A 22,939-nucleotide genomic window follows, 5' to 3' on the forward strand; every position below is an offset into this window, starting at 1 on the left:
ACCGACGCGACCAGCGCATCAGGCGCCGACGCGGGCGAACCGTTCGGACAGCGTGCGGAAGGCGTCGGCGAGGGCGGGCGGGCTCACGGCGAGGACGTCGGTGTCGTAGCGCGCCACGGCCGCGGCGACGCCGACCCACGACCACGCCCCGAGGGTGAGCCGGCAGCGGTCGGGGCCCAGCGCCTCGACGACGCCGTCGGCGGCGAACGGGACGACGCGGGCGGCGGGGAGGCCCAGCTCGACCGTGCCGGTGCACGGCCAGGCGCCGTCGCTGCTGCCCCGGACGACGCCGTCCATGAAGGTGCCGAGGTCGCCGCCGGGCAGCTCGCGGGGCGTGAACCGGGGGCCGTTCGGGGTCCGCAGCGTGATCCGGTCGCAGCGGAAGGTGCGCCAGTCGGCCCGGTCGAGGTCGAACGCCACGAGGTACCAGCGGCCGCCCCGGGCGACGAGGTGGTGCGGCTCGGCCCGCCGCGGCGGCGACCGGTCGTCCGCGTAGCCGAAGCGCACCACCTCGCGGGCCCGGACGGCGGCGGTCAGCGCGACCAGCACCGCCGGGTCGACCTCGGCGGTGGAGCTGCTGGCGAGCGGGGTGACCTGCACGGCGTCCACCCGGTGCCGCAACCGCGCGGGCATCACCTGGCGCACGGTGGTCAGCGCGCGGGCCGCCGCCTCGTTGATCCGCGCCCCGCTCGCGGTCGCCAGCTGCAGCGCCACGGCCAGCGCCACGGCCTGCTCGTCGTCGAACAGCAGCGGCGGCAGGTCGGCACCGGCATCGAGGCGGTAGCCGCCGTCGGGCCCCTTGAACGCCTGGACGGGGTAGCCGAGCTCGCGGAGCCGGTCGACGTCGCGGCGCACGGTGCGCCCGGTGACCCCCAGCCGCTCGGCCAGGGTGGCACCGGGCCAGTCGCGGCGGGCCTGCAGCAGCGACAGCAGCGTGAGCAGCCGGGACGACGTCCCGCTCGTCGGGGGCATGTTGTCGATGCTGCGCACAGTAGAGGACAGGAGCTGTCCGCTACCACTGCGACTGTCTCCTCATCGCCACCGACGGGGTGGCGGCGAGCTGAGGAGCCGGACATGAGCATCACCACCACCACGCACCTGAACTTCCGCGGCCAGGCCCGCGAGGCGCTGGACTTCTACGCCTCGGTGTTCGGCGGGGAGGTCATGGCCTTCACCTTCGCCCAGGGCGGCAGCGAGCGGGACACCGCCGACGGCGCCGTGCCCGAGCAGATCATCTGGGGCGGCGTGCAGGCACCGAACGGCTTCGCGGTCATGGCCTTCGACGTCCCGCCGGGCCGCGCGTACGACGCGGGCACGGACGCCGTCTACGTGTCGGTGCGCGGCACCGACACCGAGGAGGTCACCCGGTACTGGCAGGCGCTCGTCGTCGGCGGCTCGGTGCGGACGGAGCTGGCCCCGGCCGGCTACGCCCCGCTGTACGGCATGGTCACCGACCGGTTCGGCGTCACGTGGGTCCTGGACGTGCTGCCGCCGTACAACGGCTGACCCGGTCGGCGGCGGCGTCCGCCTGGGGCACCATGGACGGCGTGCCCGACGAGCTGTTCGACGCCTGGACCGCCGCTGTCGAGCGGGAGGGCGAGCGGGTCGGCGTCGTCGCCCAGGAGCTGGACGCCGGCCGCACCCCGGCCACCGGTGGGCTGCAGACCCCGGTGCCCTGGGTGCCCGCCTGGACCGCCCGCGACCTGGTCGTGCACCTGGGCGGCGTGCACCGCTGGACCGTGGGCATCCTGCGGGCCGGGCACACCCACCCGCCGGAGCGCGGCGCGGCCCACCCGCCGCACGACGACCTGCACGGCTGGTACGCGCAGGGCCTGATCGAGCTGGTGGCCACCCTGCGCACCACCGACCCCGGCGCCCCGGCCTGGCACATGAGCCCGGCCGCCGGCCACACCGCGCGCGACTGGGCCCGCCGGCAGGCGCACGAGCACACGGTGCACCGGCAGGACCTGGAGACGGCGGCGTCGCTGGCCCTCTCCCCCGTCGACCCGGCGCTGGCCGGCGACGGGGTCGACGAGGTGCTGGCGATCGTGCTGCCGCGGTGGCAGCACGAGTCCCCGCTGGCCGGCGCCCGGGCCCGGGTGGGCGTCACGGCGACCGACCTCGGCCGCGCGTGGACCGTCGAGGTGGCCGACGGCGCCGTCCGCTGCTCCGACGGCCCCGCCCCGGACGCCGACGCGCAGGTGTCCGGAGCGGCCGGCCAGCTGCTGCTGCACCTGTGGGGCCGGCCGGGCGAGGTCGTCGTGGACGGCGACCCGGCGGCCGAGGCCCTGCTGCGGGGACACTGACGGCCCCTGCGGGGTGCGGCTCCGGTCGCCGACGGGCCGCCCGGCCCCGGGGTCACCGGGGCCGGGCGGAGGCCAGCGGCCGGGTGGAGGTCAGCGGCCGGGTAGAGGTCAGCGGCCGGTGACCTGGCCGATCCGCGGTTCCCAGACGAGCGCACCGCGCTGGAAGTCGCTGCGCCGGCCCTCGGGGACGCCGTACTCGTCGGTGGTCGGGTAGCCCAGCCGGCCGGTCTCCCAGCCGAGGGACGCCCACCGGTCGCGGATCAGGCCCTGCACCGAGTGCGCACCCGTCCGCGGCGTCCAGTAGACCGACGCGCCACCGGAACCGTTGAAGTGGTTGGCGCGCCCCACCCCGTCCGGCGACCCGAACTCGTCGGTCACCGGGTACCCCAGCGGGCCCAGCTCCCAGCCCGAGGCCGCCCACCGGTTCCGGATCTCCCCCTGCACCGAGTGCGCACCCGTCCGCGGCGTCCAGTAGATCGACGCGCCACCGGAACCGTTGAAGTGGTTGATCCGACCCACGCCGTCCGGTGAGCCCGCCTCGTCGATCACCGGGTAGCCCAGCGGACCGGTCTCCCAGCCCGAGGCCGCCCACCGGTTGCGGATCTCACCCTGCACCGAGTGCGCACCCGTGCCCGGCGTCCAGTAGATCGACGCGCCACCCGAGCCGTTGAAGTGGTTCGCCCGGCCCACGCCGTCCGGCGACCCGAACTCGTCGGTCACCGGGTAGCCCAGCCGGCCGGTCTCCCAGCCCGAGGCTGCCCACCGGTTGCGGATCTCGCCCTGCACGGAGTGCGCACCACTGCCCGGCGTCCAGTAGATCGACGCACCACCGGAACCGTTGAAGTGGTTCCCGCGGCCCACGCCGTCCGGCGACCCGAACTCGTCGGTCACCGGGTAGCCCAGCCGACCCGTCTCCCAGCCCGACGCCGCCCACCGGTTGCGGATCTCGCCCTGCACCGAGTGCGCACCACTGCCCGGCGTCCAGTAGATCGACGCACCACCCGAGCCGTTGAAGTGGTTCGCCCGCCCCACGCCGTCCGGCGACCCGAACTCGTCCGTCACCGGGAACCCGAGCGGCCCGGCCGGCCCCCCGGCGGCCCGGTACCGCTCGGCGATGGCGCCCTGGACGACGTGCGCGCCACTGGCGGCCGACCAGCAGATGACGCCGTTCGTGTAGTCCTGGCACCGGCCCCCGGCGACGGCGTACTGCGCGTTCAGCGCCTGGCCGACCCCGATGTAGGTGCCCTTCCCGGCACCCGCGCGCACGGCGGCCACCGCGATCGGGTCCTCGATGCCCCTGCCGGTGAGCACCACCTTCTGCTCGCCCTGCCCGTCGTTGCCGGTGAGCAGGTAGAAGAACGCCGGCCCACCGGCCTGTCCGGTCGCGGTCGGCCGGAAGGTCACGGTCTGGAAGGCGGTCTCCCCCGGCGGGATCGTCAGGTTCTCCGAGATCGGGTCCGTGGTGCTGAAGACGCCGGCCGGGGCCTTGGCCTTGGTGATGGTCAGGGCGATGTTGCCGGTGTTCTCCACCGGGAAGGACATCGTCGACTCGAGCCCGACCGCCACGTCACCGAAGTCGAGCGAGGCAGGCAGCTCGAGGTGGGCCGCACCGGTGACCGCGCTGGCCGTGATCGGCACGCTCACCGACCCGGCGTCGCTGGTCACGCGCAGCTGGTCGGTGACCGCGGCCGTCGACGTCGGGGCGAAGGTGACCGACACCGGGACCGAGGCCTGCGGCGCGAGGCGCTGCCCGACGGTGGGCAGCGACTGCGGGTCGACGGTGAGCGAGGGGTGGGTCGGCAGCGTCACGCCCTGCACGGTGACCGGGGCCGTCCCGGTGTTCACCACGTTGACCGTCTGCCGGCTCAGGGAACCGGTGGGGACGGCGTCGAAGGTCAGCGAACCGGGCACGCTGCCCAGGCCGGTGCGGGTGCCCAGGCCGTGGACGCCGATCCGGACCTGCTCGCCGTCGGCGGTGGTGAGGTCGAGCGTGCCGTCGGACTGGCCGGTGACGGTGGGCCGGAAGGTCACCGGGACCGTCATCGACCCGCCCTTGGCCAGCGGCTGCGGCAGCGGCAGCGCGCCCACGGCGAACGGGGCGCCCGCGGTGGCGGCCGTGACCGTGACCGCCCGCGAGGCGGTCAGCGTGACGGTCGCCGTGGCGGCCTCGCCGACCGGCGCGGAGCCGAGGTCGGTGGCGGTGGCCCCCAGGGCCGCGGTGGTGGGTGCCCCGAAGCCGAGGACGTGGCCGTCCCGGGTGCCCACGTACACGCGACCGCCGTCGGTGGCCAGGGACACGAACTTGGACGCGGTGCCGATCGGGGCGCTGAAGACCTGGCGCAGCTGACCGGTGCTGTCGGGCAGCGCCCGGTAGGCGCGCAGTTGCCCCTGGGAGCCGTTGCCACCGGCGGCGTAGACCTCCCAGACCAGCGCCGTCGAGGGGTCGGTGCCGGTGGACGTGACCACCGGCGAGCCGGACGTGTAGCCCAGCGTGCCGGCGCTGGTGCCCACGGCGGCGAGGGCGACACCGCCGTCCGCGCGGACGGCGATCCGGAAGGCGCGCAGGTAGCCGTTGGCCTCGACGGTGTAGACGTAACCGCCCTGGGGCGTGCCGAGGAACGCCGGCTTTCCCCAGACGCCGCCGTAGGGGCCGGCGCTGTCGAGGACGGCGTCGGTGCCGTTCGGGCCCTGGCCCATCCCGCCCAGGTCGTCGCGGTCGAGCAGCCGGACCACGCCGTCCTTGCCGACCTGGACCAGCAGGTGCGGGTGGGCGGTGCTGCCGTAGCCGTCGGGGACAGCCACCGGCCCGCCGGACCCGAGGTCGGCGTCGTCCTGGTCGAGCTTGGCGTTGTCGAAGGGGCTGAAGAAGTCGGTGGCCGCCAGGGTGCCGTCGCCGGCGACCCGCAACCGGACGACGGACTCGGCGAGGGTGGCCGGCGGGGTCTTCCCGGGGCTGCGCTGCGGGGAGATGCCGTTGCCGGTGGCGAACAGGATCTGCCCGGGCCCGTCGGAGACCAGGCCGCCGCCGGACTGCCAGATGCCGGCCTCGGCGTTGGCGTTGCCGGACTCGGTGGCCCACAGCGTGGTCTGCCGCCCTGCCGTGGACACCCCGGCGACGTAGCCGACGAAGGGCGCGTAGTCGCAGTGGCTGGCGAACCCGGCGTAGACCACGCCGTCGAGCAGCAGCAGCCCGGGCCGCTGCATCGCGGTGAGGGCGTTGAACGGCCGGGTCGGGTCGTTGGTGGGCGCCCCGCCGATCATCACCGGGAAGTTCGGCCGCTCGGCGCCGGTGACCGGGTCCAGGGCGTGCAGGTACCAGTGCGGCACCTGCGCCGATCCACCGTCGTTCGTCTTGGCCAGCAGGTAGACGCTGCGGGTGGCCGGGTCGTAGACCGGCGTGGAGGTGACCCCGACGTTCGGGGTCAGGTCACCGCACCCGAGGGTGGCCGACGGCCAGGCCGGGCCGAGTGACCTCGTCCACCGCCGCTGGCCGGTGACGCCGTCCAGCCCGTACACGTTGTTGTTCTCGGTCGCCGCGACGACGGTGCCACCGACGACCAGTGGCTGCGCGTAGACCTGCCCGTCGACCTCGGCGGCGAACAGCCGGCCGAAGGCGCTGGACTGGACGGTGCTCGGGGCCAGGCCGGGCTCGTCGGCGTCCCAGCTGGTGCGGAACGTGTCACCGGCGATCGTGCGGACGTCGGCCCGGGCCACGTCCGCCCCACCGACGACACCGGCGCCGGCGAGGGCGATCAGCGCGCTCGCCACCGCCAGCACGGACCGGCGTCCGCCCCTGACCCGCGCCGCCCGCTCGACCCGTCCGTGCCCTGCCCGCATCTGCCCGCCCCGTGTGTCCGCCCCCGTGGAGACCGCGGACGCACCAGGGGCGAACGCGGTCGGGACACCCGCCCGGCGCGGGTGTCCCGGCGACAAGCTACGTGGTCCCTGTGACGGAACGCGTGGTCAGCAGCCTCCTCGACCGGCCGGCGGTCGTGGCTGGGGCACCATGGACGCCGTGGACGAGGCAGCGCCGGACCCCTCCCGGACCCAGCAGCAGGGCCAGCGGTGAGCCGCAGGGACCGCGGGCACCTGACCGCCCTGCCCGGCCCCACCGAGGTCGCCGGGGGCACCGCGGAGCTGCTGGCCGACGCCGACCGGGAGGGCTCCTGGCAGCTGATGCTCGACGGCGTCCCGCAGTCGCACGTCGACCTCACCGACCCCTCGTACCTGGAGTTCGAGTACGTCCGCCGGATGGGCCACGTGCTCGACCTGGCCGCCGAGCCCGGCCGGGCGCTGGACGTCGTCCACCTCGGCGGCGGCGCGCTCACCCTGGCCCGCTACGTCGCCGTGACCCGGCCCGGTTCCCGGCAGCGGGTGGTCGAGCTCGACGAGCCGCTGACGGAGCTGGTGCGCCGCGAGTTGCCGCTGCCGCGGAACGCCCGCGTGCGGGTGCGCGCCGCCGACGCCCGCGAGGGGCTGGCCGCACTGCCCGACGCCTCCGCCGACGTCGTCCTGGTCGACGTGTTCGCCGGCGCCCGCACCCCGGCGCACCTGACCACGGTCGAGTTCGCCGCCGACGTCGCCCGGGTGCTGCGGCCCGGCGGCGTGACGGCGTGGAACGTCTCCGACGGCCCGCCGCTGCGCTTCGCCCGCGCGGAGGCGGCGACGCTGCGCGCGGTCTTCGGGCACGTGGCACTGCTGGCCGAGCCGGGCACCCTGCGCGGACGGCGGTTCGGCAACACCGTCGCGGTGGCCTCGACCGCCGAGCTGCCGATCGCCGGGCTGACCCGCCGCTGCGCCGGGGACCCGATGCCCGCCCGGGTGGTCGACGGCGAGGAGCTGGACCGGTTCGTCGGCCAGGCCGCACCGGTGACCGATGCCGACGCCCAGCCCTCCCCGCAGCCACCGGCCGGGATCTTCGACTGAGCACCCCGACCACCGGGCGCGTGGCGCCGTAGGGTCGGGAGATGACGACTCCCTCGTACGGTCGGCTCACCCGCGACACCCGCCACAAGGTGGTGGCCGGGGTCTGCTCGGGCCTGGCCCGCAGGTTCGGGCTCTCCCGGGGTGGCCTGCGCGCGGCCTTCGTGGTGTCCTGCGTGCTGCCGGGCCCGCAGTTCATCGCCTACATCGCGCTGTGGGTCCTGATGCCGGCCGACGACAAGTACTGAGGGCCGGGCGGCGTCACCAGCTGTTGTTGCCCCGCTTGAGGCTGCGGACGGCCGGACGGACGTCGACCAGGTAGACCACGGCCGCGACGACGGCGGGCAGGCCGAGGAAGCTCAGCGGGCCCATGCTCCACAGCAGCAGCGCGGCGATGCCGGTGATCGCCAGCCAGGCGGGCTTGCTCAGCTTGCCGGCGGCGGTGAAGGCGGCGGCGGGGCGGATGACGGCGTCGACGAACGCCCAGACCGCCAGGGCCAGGGTGCCGTAGTTCACGAGGGTGTAGACGAACCCGTCGAAGCTGCTGCCCATGCGCCGAGGATAGGCGGCTGGCGCCACCGGCCGGCGAGAACGCGCCCGCCACCGGACCGGGACGACCCTCTCGGGTGAGACGGCCGCGCCCCGGCCCCGCGGTGCGGGAGCCGGGGCGCGGACCGGGGTCGCGACGCGTTACTTGGTGGTGCGCTTCTTGCGGGGGACGGCGAGCGGGTCCGGCAGCGTGGCCTCGGCCGCGCGCTCGGGCGCCGGCGCCTCGACGACGGCCGCCGTCGTGCGGGCAGCGACAGGAGCGTCGGTGACGGCAGGAGCGTCGTCGGCGGCCGTCGTCGCCTCCGCGGCGTCCTGGACGTCGGCGGTCGCCGCGTCGACGGCCGCACTCGTGCGGGCGGCGGTCTGCTGGGCGGCCGAGGTGACGGCGTCGGAGGCCGCGGTGACGGTCTCGCCGGTCTCCTCCAGCGCGTCCTCGAGCCCGTCCTCGACGGCGTCCACGGCGCGCCCGGTGCGGGCCACCACCGTGCGGACGACCGGCTGGCGGCGCAGGTCGCCGACCAGCTGCTCACCACGGCCGGCCAGCTCGCCGACGGCGTCCATCGCCTGGGCGCGGGCGGCCTCGACCAGGCCGGTGACGGTTCCGAGCACCGTCTCCGGGCGGAGCTCGCTCACCGTGGTGCGCGCGTGGACGGCGGCGCGGCGGGCCTGCTCGCGGGCGGCCTCGACGCGGGTGCGGGCCTCCTTGGCGCCCAGGTCGGCCTGGACCTGCGCCTCGCCGGGCAGCGCCTCCGCGCGGGAGCGCAGGCCGGTCACGACGGTGCGGGCGCGGTCGACGGCGACGTCGCCGGCGCCGATCGCGGCCAGCAGGCCGGTGCGGCCGGTCTCGACGAGGGTCTCGCCGTAGGACCTGAGGGTGTCGGTGCGGCTCATGCCGTCTCCTCCGAGGGGGTGGGGGTGGGTGCGGTCGCCGCGAGCTCGCGGGCGAGCTGGGCGGCGTGTTCGCGGGCGTAGGTCTCGTACAGCTCCAGGAGCACGGCCTTGTGCCGTTCCGACAGCGCCTCGTCGCCGCGGATCGCGGCGACCGTGCCGGCGGTGCCCGACCGGCGGTCGAGGATTCCAGCCTGCTCGTAGAGCGTCTCGGCGGAGATCTTCAGGCCCCGGGCGATCTGGGCCAGGATCTCCGCCGACGGCTTGCGCAGCCCGCGCTCGACCTGGGACAGGTAGGGGTTGCTCACCCCGGCCGTGCGGGCCAGCTCGCGCAGCGACACCTGGGCGGCGCTGCGCTGGGAGCGGATGAACTCCCCGACCTGCGAGCTCACGGCCGCGGGGACGGTCTGCGCCTCCGCCGCCGCGGTGGCCACGGTCTCGCGGACCGCGCTCACCTGCTCCCGGACGAACTCCGTGGGTCGCTGCACATGATCAACGTAACCCGCGGTGCTAGCTGTTGCAAGCGGGTCGCTAGCACCCGGTGGGACGCCTGGCTGGGAAGGACGTCCGGCAGCGGAACCCACACCGGACGACGCAGGGCGCCGTCCGGTGCGTGCAGGTCGTGCAGGCAGGCGAGGTCAGGCGAGGACGTCGGCGGCGCGGATGCTGCCAACCACGCCCTCGCCACCGGACACCGCGGTCGACAACCACGGGGCGAGGGTGTCGGCCGGGACGCCGAGCCGCACCAGTCCGGCACAGAGGGCGGGCAGCCGACCGCGGTCGCCGCCGTCGTCCAGCTTGAGCGCGACGGCACCGGCGCCGGGCAGCGCGGCGACGTGCACGCCGTCGGCCCCGCCCTTGACCAGCAGCCCGTCGACGGCCTGCATCAGCTCGGTGTCGTCGCGGCCGGTGCCGGCGACCAGCCACGGGTGGGCGCGCATCGCGTCGGCGACCCGGCGGCCGGACGTGCCCGGCTCGGCCTGCACCAGCGACAGCACGCCGCGGGCCAGCCCGGTGAGGGAGATGGCGTGCTGGGGCGCACCGCAGCCGTCGACGACGACGGCGGACACCGGGTCGCCCCCGGCCTCCCCCAGTCGCGCCTCGATCGCCTGCTGCAGCGGGTGCGCGGGGTCCAGGTAGCCCTCGGTCGGCCAGCCGGCGGCGACGCAGGCGGCGAGCATCGCCGAGTGCTTGCCGGAGCAGTTCATCGCCAGCCGGTCCGGCGCGCGGTCCTCGACCAGCCAGTGCGCCCGGGTGCCCTCGTGCCCGGGCAGGGACGGCGGGCAGCCCAGGTGCTCAGGACCGAGCCCGGCACCGGCGAGCACCTGCGCGGCCAGCTCCCGGTGGCCGTCCTCACCGCTGTGCGAGGCACCGGCCAGGGCGAGCTCCCGGTCGTCGCGGGGCTGCCAGCCGGCGTCGAGGTAGACGGTGGCCTGCACCGGCTTGTTCGACGAGCGCGGCAGCACCGGCCGGGTGACGTCCCCGACGGTCAGCGTCGGCGCACCGTCGGCGCCCAGGACGACGAGCGCCCCGCGGTGCACCGACTCCAGCACGTCGGACGCCAGCCCACCGCGCCACACCTCCACCAGCACCGGGTTCTGCGGCCACGACGTCATGCGCACATCATCGCGACGTGCTGGAACGGCCCCCTCGCAGGGGCCCGCCCCGGCCCCGTTGCAGGGCCCCGCCGCGAGCTTGCTCGTGGTGGGGGGCAACGGGGTCCTTCATCCGTGGCGCGACTCGTCGGCCAGCAGCTGGGCGACGTCGGCCAGGCCCTCGCGGTAGCGACGGGCCAGCTCGCCGGCGACGGCGTCCATGACGGTCTGCACGCCCCGGCGGCGCTCGGACAGCGACCGCTCACCGGCGGCCAGCGACCGGGCCGTCTGCTCGAGCCGGTCGTCGGGCATCGACGGGACGTCGGTGAGGTCGGCACCGGGCGCCAGGCTGTTGACCCAGGTCTCGAACTGCTCGGGCGAGGTGGGCTGCACGGTCTGGTGCCGGCCCAGGCCGTGGGCGGGGCCGCGGCCCTTCTCGGACAGGATCTCCGGCAGCAGGTCGACCAGCGACCGCCCGTCGTGCTCGGCGCGGCGCTGCAGCTCGCGGCGCACGATGTCGAGCCGGCCCTGCAGCAGCCGCCGCGTGTAGGAGAGGTTGACCTCCTCCTGCTCGGCGCGGTGCCGTAGCGCGCGCACCTCGGCCATCGGCACGTCCTGGACGCCGTCGAGGAACGAGGGGTCCAGCAGCTCGTCGACGCCGGTGCCGCCGGCAGCGGCAGGGGTGGGAGCAGTCATCGCGCGGCCTCCGCGGGAGTGGGGACGAAGGACGCCGGGGCGAGGTGCGTGCCCCGGGTCACCGGCCGATCGTCGCAGACCGGACCGCCCGCACGCGGTCGCGGGCCGCCGCCCGGGTGTCGTCGAGCGTGGCGGGGGTGTCGTCGGGGTCGATCGCAGCCGCCGCCTCACCGACCTTCAGCGCCGCATCGGGGGCCAGCGACTGCTTGACCAGGGCCAGGGCGATCACGCCCAGCTCGTGGTGGCGCACCGCGGTGCCCAGCCGGCCGACCTCGCGCTCACCGGCGGTGACGGGCGTCCCGGGGCGGGGCAGGGTCTCGGCCATGCCGTCCAGGTGCAGCAGGACCAGCCGGCGGGGCGGGCGGCCCAGGTTGTGCACGCGGGCGACGGTCTCCTGGCCGCGGTAGCAGCCCTTCTCGAGGTGGACGGCGGTCTGCAGCCACTCCAGCTCGTTGGGGATCGTGCGGTGGTCGGAGTCGACGCCGGCGCGGGGACGGCGGGCCTCGACCCGCAGCGCCTCGTAGGCGTCGACCCCGGCGATCACGGCCCCGGCGTCCAGCAGCTGCTGGGACCGGGCGGCGAGCTCGGCGCGCGGCACGAGCAGGTCGACCACCGCGGCGGTCCCGTCGCCGATCGCGGGCATCCGGCGCACCCAGCCACCGCCGTCCAGACCCACGACGGCGTAGGGCGTCGCGGGCACGGGCCATCCGGCGGCGGTGAGGACCTCGTCGCCGCGGGGGCCGACCAGGGACAGCAGCGCCCACGCATCGGTGACCAGCGCCGGGTCGACCCGCAGCATGAAGCGCATCCGCTGGAGGAAGGTCACCAGCGCGGCACCCGTGCCCGGCTCGACGTCGCCCCAGGTGGTGCCGTCGAGCTCGGTGAGGACGACGTGGTGCTCGACGTGGCCCTGCGGGGAGAGCACCAGGGCCTCGGAGCCGGTGGCGTCGCCGAGCCGCTCGAGGTGCTGGCTGGTCAGGCTGTGCAGCCAGCTCAGCCGGTCGGCACCCGGGACGACGAGCACGTCGCGGTCGCTGCGGTCGACCAGCCCGGCGCCCTCGGCCAGCCGGCGCTGCTCGGGGAGCGGCTCGCCGTAGTGGGCGGCGACGGTGGCGTCCTCGTGGTCCAGGGCGACGGCCCCGGGGTGCTGCAGCAGCGGTGAGGGCGATGTCATGACTCGACTCCGGACTCGTTCCGCTCCTCGGTCGCTGGCGCTCCCTGCGATGCTCGCTCGCCCGTCGTCTTCGCGCTCATGGGGTCTCCTTCTCCGTGCAGGCTCGGCAGGTGCCGGACAGCGCCACGTGGCCCACGTCCAGGGTGAAACCCAGCTCGGCCCCCAGACGTTCCGCCGCCCCGTCGAGCACCGTCGGGTCGACCGAGCTGATCTCCCCGCAGACCTGGCAGACCACGTGCACGTGCCGGTGCTGCTGGCCGGCGTGGTAGATCGGCGCGCCCTTGCCGAGGTGGGTGTGCCAGACCAGCCCCAGCTTCTCCAGCAGCTCCAGCGCGCGGTAGACCGTCGAGGTGTCGGGGGCCGCGCCGCCGGGCCCGGCGTCCTCGCGCAGCCGTGCGCCGATCTCCTCCGGCGTCCCGTGCTCCAGCGCCGACACCGCCGCCAGCACCCGCTGCCGCTGACTGGTCAGCCGCAGCCCCCGGGAGCGCAGCTCCGTGGCCAGCGGTGGGGCGTCGTCGGGTGCGGGCACGGGATCGAGCGTAGAGCGCGGATGGCAGGGTGGACGGCGTGACGAGTCCTCGGGTGGCGGTCTGGCGGAACGGTGCGGCGACGGCGGTCTCCCCGGACGAGCCGGTGGTCACCGCCTTCGACCTGGGCCTGGGCCGCGGCGACGGCGTCTTCGAGTCCGCCCTGGTCGCCGGGGGTGCGACCCCGCACCTCGACGACCACCTCACCCGGCTGCGGCGCTCGGCGGGCATCCTCGGCATCGCCCACCCCGGGGACGACGCGGTGCGGGCCGTGGTCGCCACGGCGGTCGAGGGCTGGCCGGCCGACGTCGAGGGCGCCTGCCGCGTGTTCCTCACCCGCGGGCTGGGCGAGGGCACCCCGCCGACGCTGCTGGCCCTGCTGGCCGCCGTCCCGGCCGAGACCCTGCGCCAGCGCACCGCCGGCATCAGCGTCGTCACCCTGTCCCTCGGCATCCCGGCCGACTTCCGGGCGGGCGCGCCGTGGCTGCTCGGCGGGGCCAAGACGCTGTCCTACGCGGTGAACATGGCCGCCGGCCGGCACGCGCACTCCGTGGGTGCCGACGACGTCGTCTTCACCTCCCTGGAGGACCGGGTGCTCGAGGGCCCCACGTCGACGGTCGTGTGGGCCACCGGCGGCACGCTCCACACCCCGCCGGTGGAGACCGGCATCCTCGCCGGCACCACCCAGGCCCGGCTGTTCGCCCGCGCCGAGGCCGACGGCTGGCCCACCGCGGTCACCGCCGGCACCGTCGCCGACCTGCACGCCGCGGACGCCGTCTGGCTGCTGTCGGGCATCCGCGGCGCCGCCCCGGTGACCCGGCTCGACGGCGTCGAGCGCGGGGACACCGGGCTGTCGGCGCGGGTGCGGGAGCTGCTCGCCCGGTAGGGTCGTCGGCGGTGCGCCGGGAAGTCTGGTCGGCAACTCCTCAGCCGACCCCGCACCCCGGAGCTGCCCCCGTGCCCAGCACCCTGTTCGCCCGCGGCTCGTACCGCGAGGCGACCCGCATCGCCGACGTCCTGCGCAAGGAGACCGTCGGCGGCGTCCTGCTCATGATCGGCGCGCTCGTCGCGCTGGTCTGGGCGAACACCCCCTGGTCCGCCGCCTACGAGTCACTGCGTGACCTGCGGGTGGGCCCGTCGGACCTGTTCGGGCTGCACCTGGACCTGTCACTGGGCACCTGGGCCGCCGACGGCCTGCTGGCGGTCTTCTTCTTCGTGGCCGGGCTGGAGCTCAAGCGCGAGTTCGTCGCCGGCGACCTCCGCGACCCGCGCAAGGCCGCGCTGCCGGTCGCCGCGGCCGTGGGCGGCATGGCGGCGCCGGCACTGCTCTACGTGCTGGTCAACCTGCGCGCCGGCGACGGGGCGCTGACGGGCTGGGCGATCCCCACCGCCACCGACATCGCCTTCGCCCTGGCGGTGCTGGCGGTCATCAGCACGCACCTGCCCACCGGGCTGCGCACGTTCCTGCTCACGCTGGCGATCGTCGACGACCTGCTGGCCATCACGATCATCGCGGTCTTCTACACGTCCACCCTGCAGGTCACCCCGCTCCTGCTGTCCCTGGTGCCGATCGCCCTGTTCGGCGTCCTGGTGCAGAAGCGCATCCGGTCCTGGTGGCTCCTGCTCCCGCTGGCCCTCGTCGCCTGGGTGCTCATGCACGAGTCGGGCGTGCACGCGACCGTCGCCGGGGTCCTGCTGGCCTTCACCGTCCCCGTGGTGCGCAGCGACGCCGCCGGCGGCCCGGACGCCGGGCCGGGGATGGCCGAGCACTTCGAGCACCGGGTGCGGCCCCTCTCGCAGGGGTTCGCCGTCCCGGTGTTCGCCTTCTTCTCCGCCGGGGTGACCGTCGGCGGGCTCTCCGGGCTGGGCGCCGCGCTGTCCGACAGCGTGGCCGTCGGGATCGTCGTGGGCCTGGTCGCGGGCAAGACGGTCGGCATCGCCGGGGCCACCTGGCTGGTCAGCCGGTTCACCAGGGCCGAGCTGGACCCCGAGCTGGGCTGGCCCGACGTGATCGGGCTGTCGATCCTGGGCGGGATGGGCTTCACCGTCTCGCTGCTGATCGGTGAGCTGGCCTTCGGCGCGGGCTCGCTGCGCGACGAGCACGTCAAGGTCGGTGTCCTCACCGGGACCCTGCTGGCCGCGCTGGTGGCCGCCGTGGTGCTCCGGCTGCGCGACCGGCGGTACCGGCTGATCGCCGAGCAGGAGGCCCGGGACGACGACGCCGACGGGGTCCCGGACGTCTACCAGCGGCCGTCCGCCGAGAGCTGAAGAAAGGCGTTGCCGACCCCCAGATCGCGTCGTACGGTTGGGTCACACGAGAGAGGAGGTGGTCCCGAAGTTGATGACTTACAGGACGCGTGAGGTGGCTGTCCGCTAGCCGCCGTCCAGATGGGCCGCCCGCCCAGTCTCTGTGGAAGACCCACAGCTCGGACTGAGCAGCGGCATCCCGCCCGTCCGTCGATGGCGGCGAGCGAGAACCGGACAGTCACCCGACCCCCAGGCTGCCGACGTTGTCCAGTCGGCCCGTGCGCAGCTCCCCCACTACGGTGGGGTACAGCGCCACGGAGCAGCCTGGGGGTTGTCCGTTTGTCCGGGGAGGTCCGACGTGCAGTTCACCGGCCGGTCCGTCGCCCTGGACACCTCAGCCGGGATCTGGCTCGCCGAGTCCGCCCAGGCCGCCACCCCCGGCACCGTCGCCGCCCTCGTGCCCGCCTCGTTCGAGGCCGTGGCCCGGGTCTTCCACCCCGCGGTGCGCTACGTCGGCGACGACGACGTCGAGGTCCCCTGGGCCTCCGTCGCCGCGGCCAACGGGACCACCGCACACCCGCTCATGCAGTGGGGCTCGGTCACCGGCGCGATGGAGTACTTCGAGAACGACGACCAGGCCCCGCTGTGGCACGGCGCCCCCGCCCGCGGCCACCTGCCCGCCCCGGTCGCCGAACGCCTCGTCGCCGTCCTCACCCGCTGGACGACGACCCCCGACGTCTGCTGGTTCGCCGTCGCGCAGGGCGGCGCGGTCATCACCGACCACCCGACCCTGCCACTGCCCGGCCGCGAGTACTGGCTGATCAACGGCCCGATCGGGCTGGCCGCGCAGAACATGGCCGCCGAGCCGTTCGAGCAGAGCGCCAACATCTGGTGGCCGGCCGACCGCGCCTGGTGCGTGGTCACCGACATCGACCTGGTCACCACCTACGTCGGTGGCAGCGCCGCCTGCATCGCCGAGGTCCTGGCCGCCGAGGGCCTGGAGACCGCCCCGGCGGACAAGAAGCAGCGCACCACCTGGGACGCCGACCGGGTCAACCCCGCCCCCAGCGACGCCCCCGACTAGCGGAGTGGACCCGCGCGGGTCACCGCGACGAGTCCACTCCGCTCAGCGACTCACAGCTGGGCGAGCTCGGCGGCCAGGTCGTCGAGGCCGAGGCTGCCCTGCGACAGGGCGGCCATGTGCCAGGCCTTGAGGTCGAAGTCCGCGCCGCGGGCCGCCTGCGCGGCGGTGCGGCCCTCGAGCCAGGCCCGCTCCCCCAGCTTGTAGCTGATCGCCTGACCGGGCATGCCCAGGTAGCGCACCAGCTCGCTGTCGAGGAAATCGGCGTCCCGGCCGCAGTTCTCCCCGAAGAAGGCACGGGCCAGCTCCGGCGTCCACGGCTTCCCGCGGTGCTCGGCGACGGCGCCCTCGGCGTCGTCGGGGATCGGCAGCTCGAGGTGCATCCCGATGTCGACGACCACGCGGACGGCGCGCATCTGCTGCGCGTCGAGGTAGCCCAGCCGGGCACCGGGGTCGGCCAGGAAGCCCAGCTCGTCCATCAGCCGCTCGGCGTAGAGCGCCCAGCCCTCGAGGTTGGCGCTGACCCCGCCCAGGGTGGTCTGGTAGTTCGACAGGTCACCGGCGACGTGCACCCACTGCGCGAGCTGCAGGTGGTGGCCCGGGACGCCCTCGTGGTACCAGGTCGAGACCAGGTCCCACAGCGGGAAGCGCTCCTTGCCCAGCGTGGGCAGCCAGGTGCGGCCGGGCCGGGAGAAGTCCAGCGACGGGCGCGTGTAGTACGGCGCGGCGGCGCTGCCGGGCGGGGCGATCATCGACTCGACCCGCCGCAGCGGCCCGGCGATGTCGAAGTGGACGCCGTCCAGGGCCTCGATCGCGGTGTCCATCATCGCCTGCAGCCGCTCGCGGATCTGCTCCACGCCGTCCACGGCCTCGCCGTGCTCGCCGAGCCAGCGCATGGCCTCCATCGGGGCCGCGCCGGGCAGGACCCGCTCGGCCTCCTTGCGCTGCTCGACCAGGATCCGCTGGTGCTCGGCCCAGCCCCAGGCGTAGGCGTCCTCGAGGCCGGTGCCGCTGCCGAGGTCCGAGCCGTTCCACGAGCGGGCGAACCGGGCGTAGCGCTCCCGGCCGACCGCGTCGGGCGTGCCCTCGCACTGCGCGGCGTAGGTGTCGCGGAGGAAGTCCCGGACGGCGGCGACCGCGGCGTCCGCGGCGGCGGCGGAGGCGTCCAGGTCGGCGCGCAGCTCCGCCGGGCCGTCGGCGACGAACGTGCCGAAGTAGGGGCCCTCGAGCCAGGCGTCCAGCTGACCGATCACGGTGTGCACCTGGCGCGGGGCCGCGAACAGCCCGCGCTCGGCGCCGGCGGTCAGCGACTCCTGGTAGCCGCGGTAGGCGGCGGGGACCCGGACCAGCCGACGGGCGACCACGGCCCAGTCCTCGGGGGTGGCGGTCGGCATCATCGAGAACACCGAGCGGATCGACTGCACCGGGGAGAACAGGTTGGACACCGCGCGCAGGCCCTCGCCCGCCTCGTGCAGCGCCAGGGCGGCGGTGAGCCGCTCGCGCAGCAGCCGGGCGCACCGACGCTCGATCGGGTCGTCGGCCAGGGACGGGTCAGCGGCCAGCACCCGGTCCAGCTCGGCCAGCGTCGAGCGCATCAGCTCGGCCTCGGCCTCCTGCCCGGCCGGGGTGGTGTCGGGCAGCCGGTCGTCGCCGGGGCGGGTGCCCAGCTGGGTCGCCACGATCGGGTCGAGGTCGCAGACGGCCTCGACGTGGGCGTCCGCGACCTGGCGGGGCGTGGTGGGGACAACGGTGGTCATCGGATCCGTTCCAGTCGGGCGGACATGGTGGGGCGCAGCGGCTGGTCGCCGGCCGCGCGGTCGACGGCGTACATGAGCGCGCCGTCGACGATGCCGTAGAGGCGGGTGGCCCGGTTGACGTCGGGGTGGTCGGGGGTGCGGGCCAGCACGTCGCTGGTCAGCTCCCAGCTGGTCGTCGTCCGGGCGGTGCCCACGTAGATCTCCACGAGGCCGGCCGGGGAGCTCACCAGCAGCTCCACCTCGTCGTCCCCGCGCGGACGCCAGAAGCCGGACTCGCGGGTGTCGGGGCCGGCGACCTGGCCGTCCTCGGTCAGCCGCCAGGTGCGCGACTCGTAGGAGAGGAAGTCGCGGCCGTCGTGGGCGAAGCGCACCCACTGGCCGAAGCGGTGGTCACCACCGGCGCCCGCGGCCTGGCCCTCGCCGTGCCACTCACCCAGCAGCGGCAGCACCGACAGCAGCTCGTGTGCGACCTCGGGGCCGGTGCGGACGTCGACGGTGTCGGGCACCGGCAGCTCGGTCGGGCCGGCGGCCGGGCCGTCGGGCAGGCCGGGCGGGACGGGGGCGCTCATCGGAGCCCACCCCGTCGCGGCTCGGTGCGGGTGAGCCGCCACGCTGAGGCGGCGAAGCCCAGCGCGGTCAGCCCGGTGAGGGTGACGAGCACCCAGGCGGAGACCAGACCCATGCCGTCACCGTAATCCGAGCCCCCGGTACACGCCGGAGGCGGTCGGTCTCACCCCAGCGGGGTGCCCGGCTCAAGGACGTCGCGTCCTCCGCCGACGTCACGGGGGTGGGACGGCTGTCGAACCGACGGGGGCTGCCACCGACAGATGAGGTGACCAGGTGTCGATCGACGCCGGAGCACGACCTGCCCAGCTCACCCGTGGGCCGGTGGCGACCAAGCTGAACGTGACCGCGACCGGCCCCGAGGACGGCCCCGTGCTGCTCCTCGCCCACGGCTTCGGCTGCGACCAGGGCATGTGGGACGGCGTCGTGCCGTACTTCTCCGGCGACCACCGCGTCGTGCGCTACGACCTGATGGGCTACGGGCAGTCGGACTTCGCCGCCTACGACCCGGCCCACTACGCCAGCCTGGACGGGCACGCCGCCGACATCCTGGCCATCTGCGCGGAGCTCGACCTGCACGACGTGACGCTCGTGGCGCACAGCGTGAGCACGATGATGTCGGTCAAGGCCGCCATCGCCGAGCCCGGGCGCTTCCGGCAGCTGGTGCTGGTCGCCGCCAACCCCTACTTCATGCAGGACTCCACGGACGGGTACGACGGCGGGTTCTCCGACGACGACATGACCGAGGTGGCCGGCGCGCTCGACAGCAACTACTTCACCTGGGCCGAGGCGATGGCCCCGGTCATCATGGGCACCCCGGAGAGCCCCGAGCACGGCGAGCTGCTGACCGCGAGCTTCTGCCGGGTCAACCCCGACGTCGCCCGCCAGCTGCTGGGCATCATGTTCACCACCGACTACCGCCCGCTGCTGCCGCAGGTGACCACCCCGACGGTGGTCATGCAGTGCCGGGCCGACGCCATGGTGCCGCCGCACGTCGCCGGCTACCTGCACGAGAACCTGGCCGGCTCGACCCTGGTGCAGCTGCAGGCGCTGGGGCACTGCCCGCACATCAGCGCACCGGAGGAGACCGCGGCGGCGATCCGTACCCACCTGCTGCCATGACCCCGGACTACGCGGACCTGTGGGAGCACGCCCCCGGCAGCCACCTGCTGCTGGACGACGACGGTCTCATCACCGCCGCCAACGCCACGTTCTGCGAGTGGACCGGCCACGTGGCCACCGACCTGCTGGGCCGGCCGTTCACCGGTCTGCTGCCCATCGGCGACCGGGTCCTGCACACCACGCACGCCCTGCCGCAGCTGATGGTGACCGGCCGGATCGCCGAGGCCTCCGTGCAGGTCATCGGCGCCGACGGGCAGCGGCACCCCGCGCTGCTGAGCGCGACGCGGGTGACCGACGGGCTGCCGGCCCCGGAGACCCGGGTCGTGCTGATCGACGCCCAGCAGCGCCGCCGCTACGAGGAGGAGCTGCTCACCGCCCGCCGGCGCGCCGAGGAGTCGCAGGCCCGGATCGCCGCGGCCGAGGCGGCGCTGACCGAGCTGGTGCACCACGACTCGCTCACCGGGCTGCTCAACCGCCCCGGTCTGCTGCACGCCCTGCACGGCCGGCTCGCCCGCTGCGGCGCCGACGAGACCGGTCCCGGCACGGCCGTGCCGACCGTGTTCTTCATCGACCTCGACGGGTTCAAGGCCGTCAACGACGGGCTCGGGCACAGCAGCGGCGACGAGCTGCTCCGCGTCATCGCCCGCCGCCTCGAGGATGCCTCCCGCGCCGGCGCCGACGTGGCCCGGCTGGCCGGGGACGAGTTCGTCGTCCTGGACGACGTCTCCCCCGCCGGCACCCGCCGCGTCGCCGCCCGGCTGCAGGACGTGCTCTCCGAGCCGGTCGTGCTGCAGGGCGTCGAGGTCGTCGTGGCCGCCAGCATCGGCAGCTGCGCGGCCGAGCTGCCCATCGCCCCCGCCGACGTCCCCACCGCCGCCGACCTGGTGCTCCGCCGGGCCGACACGGCCATGTACCGGGCCAAGAGCCAGGGCCGGGGCCGCTGGGAGGCCCACGTCCCCGGCAGCGCCGACCCGGCCGCCGACCGGCTGGTGCTGCTGGAGCACCTGCGCAGCGCGATCCGCGACGGGGAGCTGCGCCTGCACTACCAGCCCCGCATGCACCTGCCCACCGGCGCGATCAGCGGCGTGGAGGCGCTGGTCCGCTGGCAGCACCCCACCCGCGGGCTGCTGCAGCCGATGGACTTCATCGACGCGGCCGAGGAGTCCGGGGTGATCCGCGAGCTGGGCGCCTGGGTGCTCACCGAGGCCGTAGCGCAGGCCGTGCGCTGGGACGCGACCGGCGTCGCACCGGGCCTGCAGATGGCGGTCAACGTCTCCGCCCGCCAGCTCGCCGACGGCGACCTGGTCGCCCGGGTGTCCGGCGTGCTGGCCCGGGCCGGCCTGCCGGCGTCCCGGCTGGTCCTGGAGATCACCGAGACCGCGCTGATGAACGACCCCGAGTCGGCGCTGCGCACGCTGCAGCAGCTGCGGTCGCTGGGCGTGCTGCTGGCCGTCGACGACTTCGGCACCGGGTACTCCAGCTTCACCTACCTCAAGCAGTTCCCGGTGGACGAGCTGAAGATCGACCGCTCCTTCGTCGCCGGGATGACCACCGACGACGGGGACCGGGCCATCGTGGCCAGCTGCGTGCACCTGGCCCACGCCATGGGGTTGGTCGCCGTCGCGGAGGGCGTCGAGTCCGCGGACGAGCGGGACGCGCTGACCGCGCTGGGCTGCGACCAGGCGCAGGGCTACTTCTTCAGCCGGCCCGTGCCGGCTGCGGCCGTGCCGTTCCCGGTCGCCGTCCCCGCCTGACACCCCGCCGGACCGCCACGGCGTCCCCACCCGCTGACGCGACAGGGCCCGCCTCCCCGAGGGGAGACGGGCCCTGTCGCGTCGGTCCCCGCGCCCTCCGCCGCGAGCGGTGGGGGCGAGGGGGTCGCCGTCAGGCGATGGCGAGCGTCGTCTCGTTCAGACCGACGTCCACGGCGACCCGGCGCTCGGCCCGGCCGACCGGGGACAGCGACCGGAGCGTCCACTCACCCGGGGCGGCGAAGAACCGGAAGTGACCCTCCGGGCTGGTCACCACCTCGGCGGTGAACTCGTCCGTCGCGTCCAGCAGCCGCACGTAGGCGCCGGCGACCGGCGACCCGTCGTGCCAGACCTGCCCCTGGATGACCGTCTGGGTCGTCAGGTCCACGCCGGCGAGACCGCCACCCTGCTCGGGGGCCCCGCACACGGTCAGGCGCCCTTCGCGATCGGGACGCCGACGAGGGAGCCGTACTCGGTCCAGGAGCCGTCGTAGTTCTTGACGTTCTCGTGGCCCAGCAGCTCGCGCAGCACGAACCAGGTGTGGCTCGAGCGCTCGCCGATGCGGCAGTAGGCGATGGTGTCCTTGCCCGTGTCCAGGCCCGCGCCGGTGTAGAGCGCGGCGAGCTCCTCGTCGCTCTTGAAGGTGCCGTCCTCGTTGGCCGCCTTGCTCCACGGCACGTTCACCGCGGTCGGGATGTGCCCGGCGCGCTGGGCACCCTCCTGCGGCAGGTGCGCCGGCGCCGTCAGCTTGCCGGCGAACTCGTCGGGCGAGCGGACGTCGACCAGGTTCTTCGTGCCGATCGCCTCGACGACCTCGTCGCGGAAGGCGCGGATGGAGGTGTCGGGCTCCGCGGCCTGGTACTGGGTGGCGGGGCGCTCGACCACGTCGGCGGACAGCGGACGGCTGTCGAGCTCCCACTTCTTGCGGCCGCCGTCGATCAGCTTGACGTCGCCGTGGCCGTAGACCTTGAAGTACCAGTAGGCGTAGGCGGCGAACCAGTTGTTGTTGCCGCCGTAGAGCACGACGGTGTCGTCGTTGCTGATGCCCTTGGCCGACAGCAGGGCGCTGAAGCCCTCGCGGTCGACGAAGTCGCGGGACTCGGCGTCCTGCAGGTCGGTCTTCCAGTCCAGCTTGACCGCGCCCTCGATGTGGCCCTTGTCGTAGGCGCTGGTGTCCTCGTCGACCTCCACGAGGACGATGCCGGGCTGGCCCAGGTGCTCCTGGGCCCAGTCTGCGGTGACGAGCACGTCGGTACGGCTCATGGGATGGCTCTCCTTCAGGGGTGGGTCGGACGGGTTCAGACGGTGCGGGCGGTCTGGGCCCGCCGGACGGTGAGGTAGAGCTCGCAGCCCAGGCAGAAGCCGGTGGCTGCGTTGAGCAGTGCTGCGACCAGCGCGAGGCCGGTCGCGACGGCGCCGACGAGCGGCACCCCGAACAGGTACCCCGCGGCGCCGACCACGGCGAACCCCAGCCCGACGAGCTGGGCGAACCGCGGCGGCGCCTCGGGCTCCCGCTCCCGGACCGGACCCAGGCGCGGGGCGAGCAGGGTGCGGAACAGCACGCCGTAGGGGGCGTACCGGAGCCCGGCGAACGCGCCGACGGCGAAGACGACCGCCTGGGCGGCGACCACCCAGCCGTTGCCGGTGAGCAGCGCGAGGGCCAGGACGACGGTGGTGACCCAGGCGCCGAAGCGCGGGCCACGGACGTCGACCTGCGGCCCGTCGGCGGGCGTGGGACGAGGGTGGGTCATGCGAGTGG

General features: G+C 75.1%; 23 protein-coding genes. 9 read left to right on the top strand and 14 right to left on the bottom strand.

Features of this window, described 5'->3' with window-relative positions; translation table 11 throughout:
• Positions 1-18: 18 nt before the first annotated feature.
• On the bottom strand, positions 19-972 hold the full coding sequence (locus KUM42_RS07880) for a YafY family protein (protein WP_237496211.1): 954 nt from the start codon (positions 970-972) through the stop codon (positions 19-21).
• Between the two features lie 102 nt (positions 973-1,074).
• On the opposite strand from KUM42_RS07880, the gene KUM42_RS07885 reads away from it, so the two are divergent.
• Both KUM42_RS07885 and KUM42_RS07890 read left to right on the top strand, forming a co-directional pair.
• Complete coding sequence (locus KUM42_RS07885; RefSeq protein ID WP_237496212.1) at positions 1,075-1,506, top strand: VOC family protein; 432 nt, start codon at positions 1,075-1,077, stop codon at positions 1,504-1,506.
• 41 nt (positions 1,507-1,547) lie between these two features.
• Positions 1,548-2,306, top strand: a complete 759-nt coding sequence (locus tag KUM42_RS07890; RefSeq protein WP_237496213.1) for a maleylpyruvate isomerase family mycothiol-dependent enzyme — start codon at positions 1,548-1,550, stop codon at positions 2,304-2,306.
• A gap of 108 nt (positions 2,307-2,414) precedes the next feature.
• On the opposite strand, the gene KUM42_RS07895 is transcribed toward KUM42_RS07890, so the two are convergent.
• Positions 2,415-6,074: a choice-of-anchor D domain-containing protein gene (locus KUM42_RS07895; RefSeq protein ID WP_237496214.1), complete on the bottom strand. Its 3,660-nt coding sequence runs from the start codon at positions 6,072-6,074 to the stop codon at positions 2,415-2,417.
• Positions 6,075-6,371: 297 nt separating this feature from the next.
• Between KUM42_RS07895 and KUM42_RS07900 the strand changes: the two genes are divergently transcribed.
• Together KUM42_RS07900 and KUM42_RS07905 are read left to right on the top strand one after the other, a co-directional pair.
• On the top strand, positions 6,372-7,232 hold the full coding sequence (locus KUM42_RS07900) for a spermidine synthase (RefSeq protein WP_237496215.1): 861 nt from the start codon (positions 6,372-6,374) through the stop codon (positions 7,230-7,232).
• 41 nt (positions 7,233-7,273) lie between these two features.
• On the top strand, positions 7,274-7,477 hold the full coding sequence (locus tag KUM42_RS07905) for a PspC domain-containing protein (RefSeq protein ID WP_237496216.1): 204 nt from the start codon (positions 7,274-7,276) through the stop codon (positions 7,475-7,477).
• A gap of 13 nt (positions 7,478-7,490) precedes the next feature.
• On the opposite strand, the gene KUM42_RS07910 is transcribed toward KUM42_RS07905, so the two are convergent.
• The 7 genes from KUM42_RS07910 to KUM42_RS07940 form a co-directional block, all read right to left on the bottom strand.
• Entirely contained in the window at positions 7,491-7,781 is a 291-nt protein-coding gene (locus KUM42_RS07910; RefSeq protein ID WP_237496217.1) for a DUF2516 family protein, read from the bottom strand.
• Positions 7,782-7,919: 138 nt separating this feature from the next.
• Positions 7,920-8,669: a hypothetical protein gene (locus tag KUM42_RS07915; RefSeq protein WP_237496218.1), complete on the bottom strand. Its 750-nt coding sequence runs from the start codon at positions 8,667-8,669 to the stop codon at positions 7,920-7,922.
• Complete coding sequence (locus KUM42_RS07920; protein WP_237496219.1) at positions 8,666-9,154, bottom strand: helix-turn-helix domain-containing protein; 489 nt, start codon at positions 9,152-9,154, stop codon at positions 8,666-8,668. Before KUM42_RS07920 ends, KUM42_RS07915 begins: the two co-directional genes overlap by 4 nt.
• A gap of 150 nt (positions 9,155-9,304) precedes the next feature.
• Positions 9,305-10,282 carry an asparaginase gene (locus tag KUM42_RS07925; RefSeq protein WP_237496220.1) on the bottom strand — a complete coding sequence of 326 codons (978 nt, stop codon included), beginning with the start codon at positions 10,280-10,282 and terminating at the stop codon, positions 9,305-9,307.
• Positions 10,283-10,390: 108 nt separating this feature from the next.
• The gene (locus KUM42_RS07930) at positions 10,391-10,957 is read right to left on the bottom strand and encodes an aerial mycelium formation protein (protein ID WP_237496221.1); all 567 of its coding nucleotides are present in this window, start codon (positions 10,955-10,957) and stop codon (positions 10,391-10,393) included.
• Between the two features lie 58 nt (positions 10,958-11,015).
• Entirely contained in the window at positions 11,016-12,131 is a 1,116-nt protein-coding gene (locus tag KUM42_RS07935) for a folate-binding protein YgfZ (RefSeq protein ID WP_237496222.1), read from the bottom strand.
• Between the two features lie 76 nt (positions 12,132-12,207).
• Positions 12,208-12,660, bottom strand: coding sequence for a Fur family transcriptional regulator (locus KUM42_RS07940; RefSeq protein ID WP_237496223.1), 453 nt, complete (start codon positions 12,658-12,660; stop codon positions 12,208-12,210).
• Positions 12,661-12,698: 38 nt separating this feature from the next.
• Here KUM42_RS07940 and KUM42_RS07945 point away from each other — a divergent pair, with 38 nt between their 5' ends.
• The 3 genes from KUM42_RS07945 to KUM42_RS07955 all read left to right on the top strand — a co-directional run bounded on the left by KUM42_RS07945 (position 12,699) and on the right by KUM42_RS07955 (position 15,989).
• Positions 12,699-13,544, top strand: coding sequence for an aminotransferase class IV (locus tag KUM42_RS07945; protein ID WP_237496224.1), 846 nt, complete (start codon positions 12,699-12,701; stop codon positions 13,542-13,544).
• Positions 13,545-13,615: 71 nt separating this feature from the next.
• On the top strand, positions 13,616-14,926 hold the full coding sequence (nhaA, locus tag KUM42_RS07950) for a Na+/H+ antiporter NhaA (RefSeq protein WP_237496225.1): 1,311 nt from the start codon (positions 13,616-13,618) through the stop codon (positions 14,924-14,926).
• A 337-nt stretch (positions 14,927-15,263) separates the two neighbouring features.
• Positions 15,264-15,989: a hypothetical protein gene (locus KUM42_RS07955; protein WP_237496226.1), complete on the top strand. Its 726-nt coding sequence runs from the start codon at positions 15,264-15,266 to the stop codon at positions 15,987-15,989.
• A 50-nt stretch (positions 15,990-16,039) separates the two neighbouring features.
• Here the strand turns inward: KUM42_RS07955 and KUM42_RS07960 are convergent, their stop codons facing one another.
• Both KUM42_RS07960 and KUM42_RS07965 read right to left on the bottom strand, forming a co-directional pair.
• Positions 16,040-17,743, bottom strand: coding sequence for a DUF885 domain-containing protein (locus KUM42_RS07960; RefSeq protein ID WP_237496227.1), 1,704 nt, complete (start codon positions 17,741-17,743; stop codon positions 16,040-16,042).
• The gene (locus tag KUM42_RS07965) at positions 17,740-18,312 is read right to left on the bottom strand and encodes an FABP family protein (protein WP_237496228.1); all 573 of its coding nucleotides are present in this window, start codon (positions 18,310-18,312) and stop codon (positions 17,740-17,742) included. The genes KUM42_RS07960 and KUM42_RS07965 overlap by 4 nt, the downstream gene beginning before the upstream one ends.
• Positions 18,313-18,583: 271 nt before the next feature.
• Between KUM42_RS07965 and KUM42_RS07970 the strand changes: the two genes are divergently transcribed.
• The gene (locus tag KUM42_RS07970) at positions 18,584-19,429 is read left to right on the top strand and encodes an alpha/beta fold hydrolase (protein WP_237496229.1); all 846 of its coding nucleotides are present in this window, start codon (positions 18,584-18,586) and stop codon (positions 19,427-19,429) included.
• Positions 19,426-21,183 (top strand): bifunctional diguanylate cyclase/phosphodiesterase, encoded by a 1,758-nt coding sequence (locus tag KUM42_RS07975; protein ID WP_237496230.1) that lies wholly within the window; start codon positions 19,426-19,428, stop codon positions 21,181-21,183. The genes KUM42_RS07970 and KUM42_RS07975 overlap by 4 nt, the downstream gene beginning before the upstream one ends.
• Positions 21,184-21,313: 130 nt before the next feature.
• Here KUM42_RS07975 and KUM42_RS07980 read toward each other — a convergent pair whose 3' ends face one another.
• The 3 genes from KUM42_RS07980 to KUM42_RS07990 are packed head-to-tail and all read right to left on the bottom strand — an operon-like array spanning position 21,314 to position 22,931.
• On the bottom strand, positions 21,314-21,607 hold the full coding sequence (locus KUM42_RS07980) for a DUF1416 domain-containing protein (RefSeq protein ID WP_255557566.1): 294 nt from the start codon (positions 21,605-21,607) through the stop codon (positions 21,314-21,316).
• A 2-nt stretch (positions 21,608-21,609) separates the two neighbouring features.
• Entirely contained in the window at positions 21,610-22,443 is an 834-nt protein-coding gene (locus KUM42_RS07985; RefSeq protein WP_237496232.1) for a sulfurtransferase, read from the bottom strand.
• A gap of 35 nt (positions 22,444-22,478) precedes the next feature.
• On the bottom strand, positions 22,479-22,931 hold the full coding sequence (locus tag KUM42_RS07990; RefSeq protein WP_237496233.1) for a DUF4395 domain-containing protein: 453 nt from the start codon (positions 22,929-22,931) through the stop codon (positions 22,479-22,481).
• Between the last annotated feature and the right edge of the window lie 8 nt (positions 22,932-22,939).

Origin of the sequence: Modestobacter sp. L9-4 (assembly GCF_019112525.1) — a bacterium.
Lineage (GTDB): Bacteria > Actinomycetota > Actinomycetes > Mycobacteriales > Geodermatophilaceae > Modestobacter.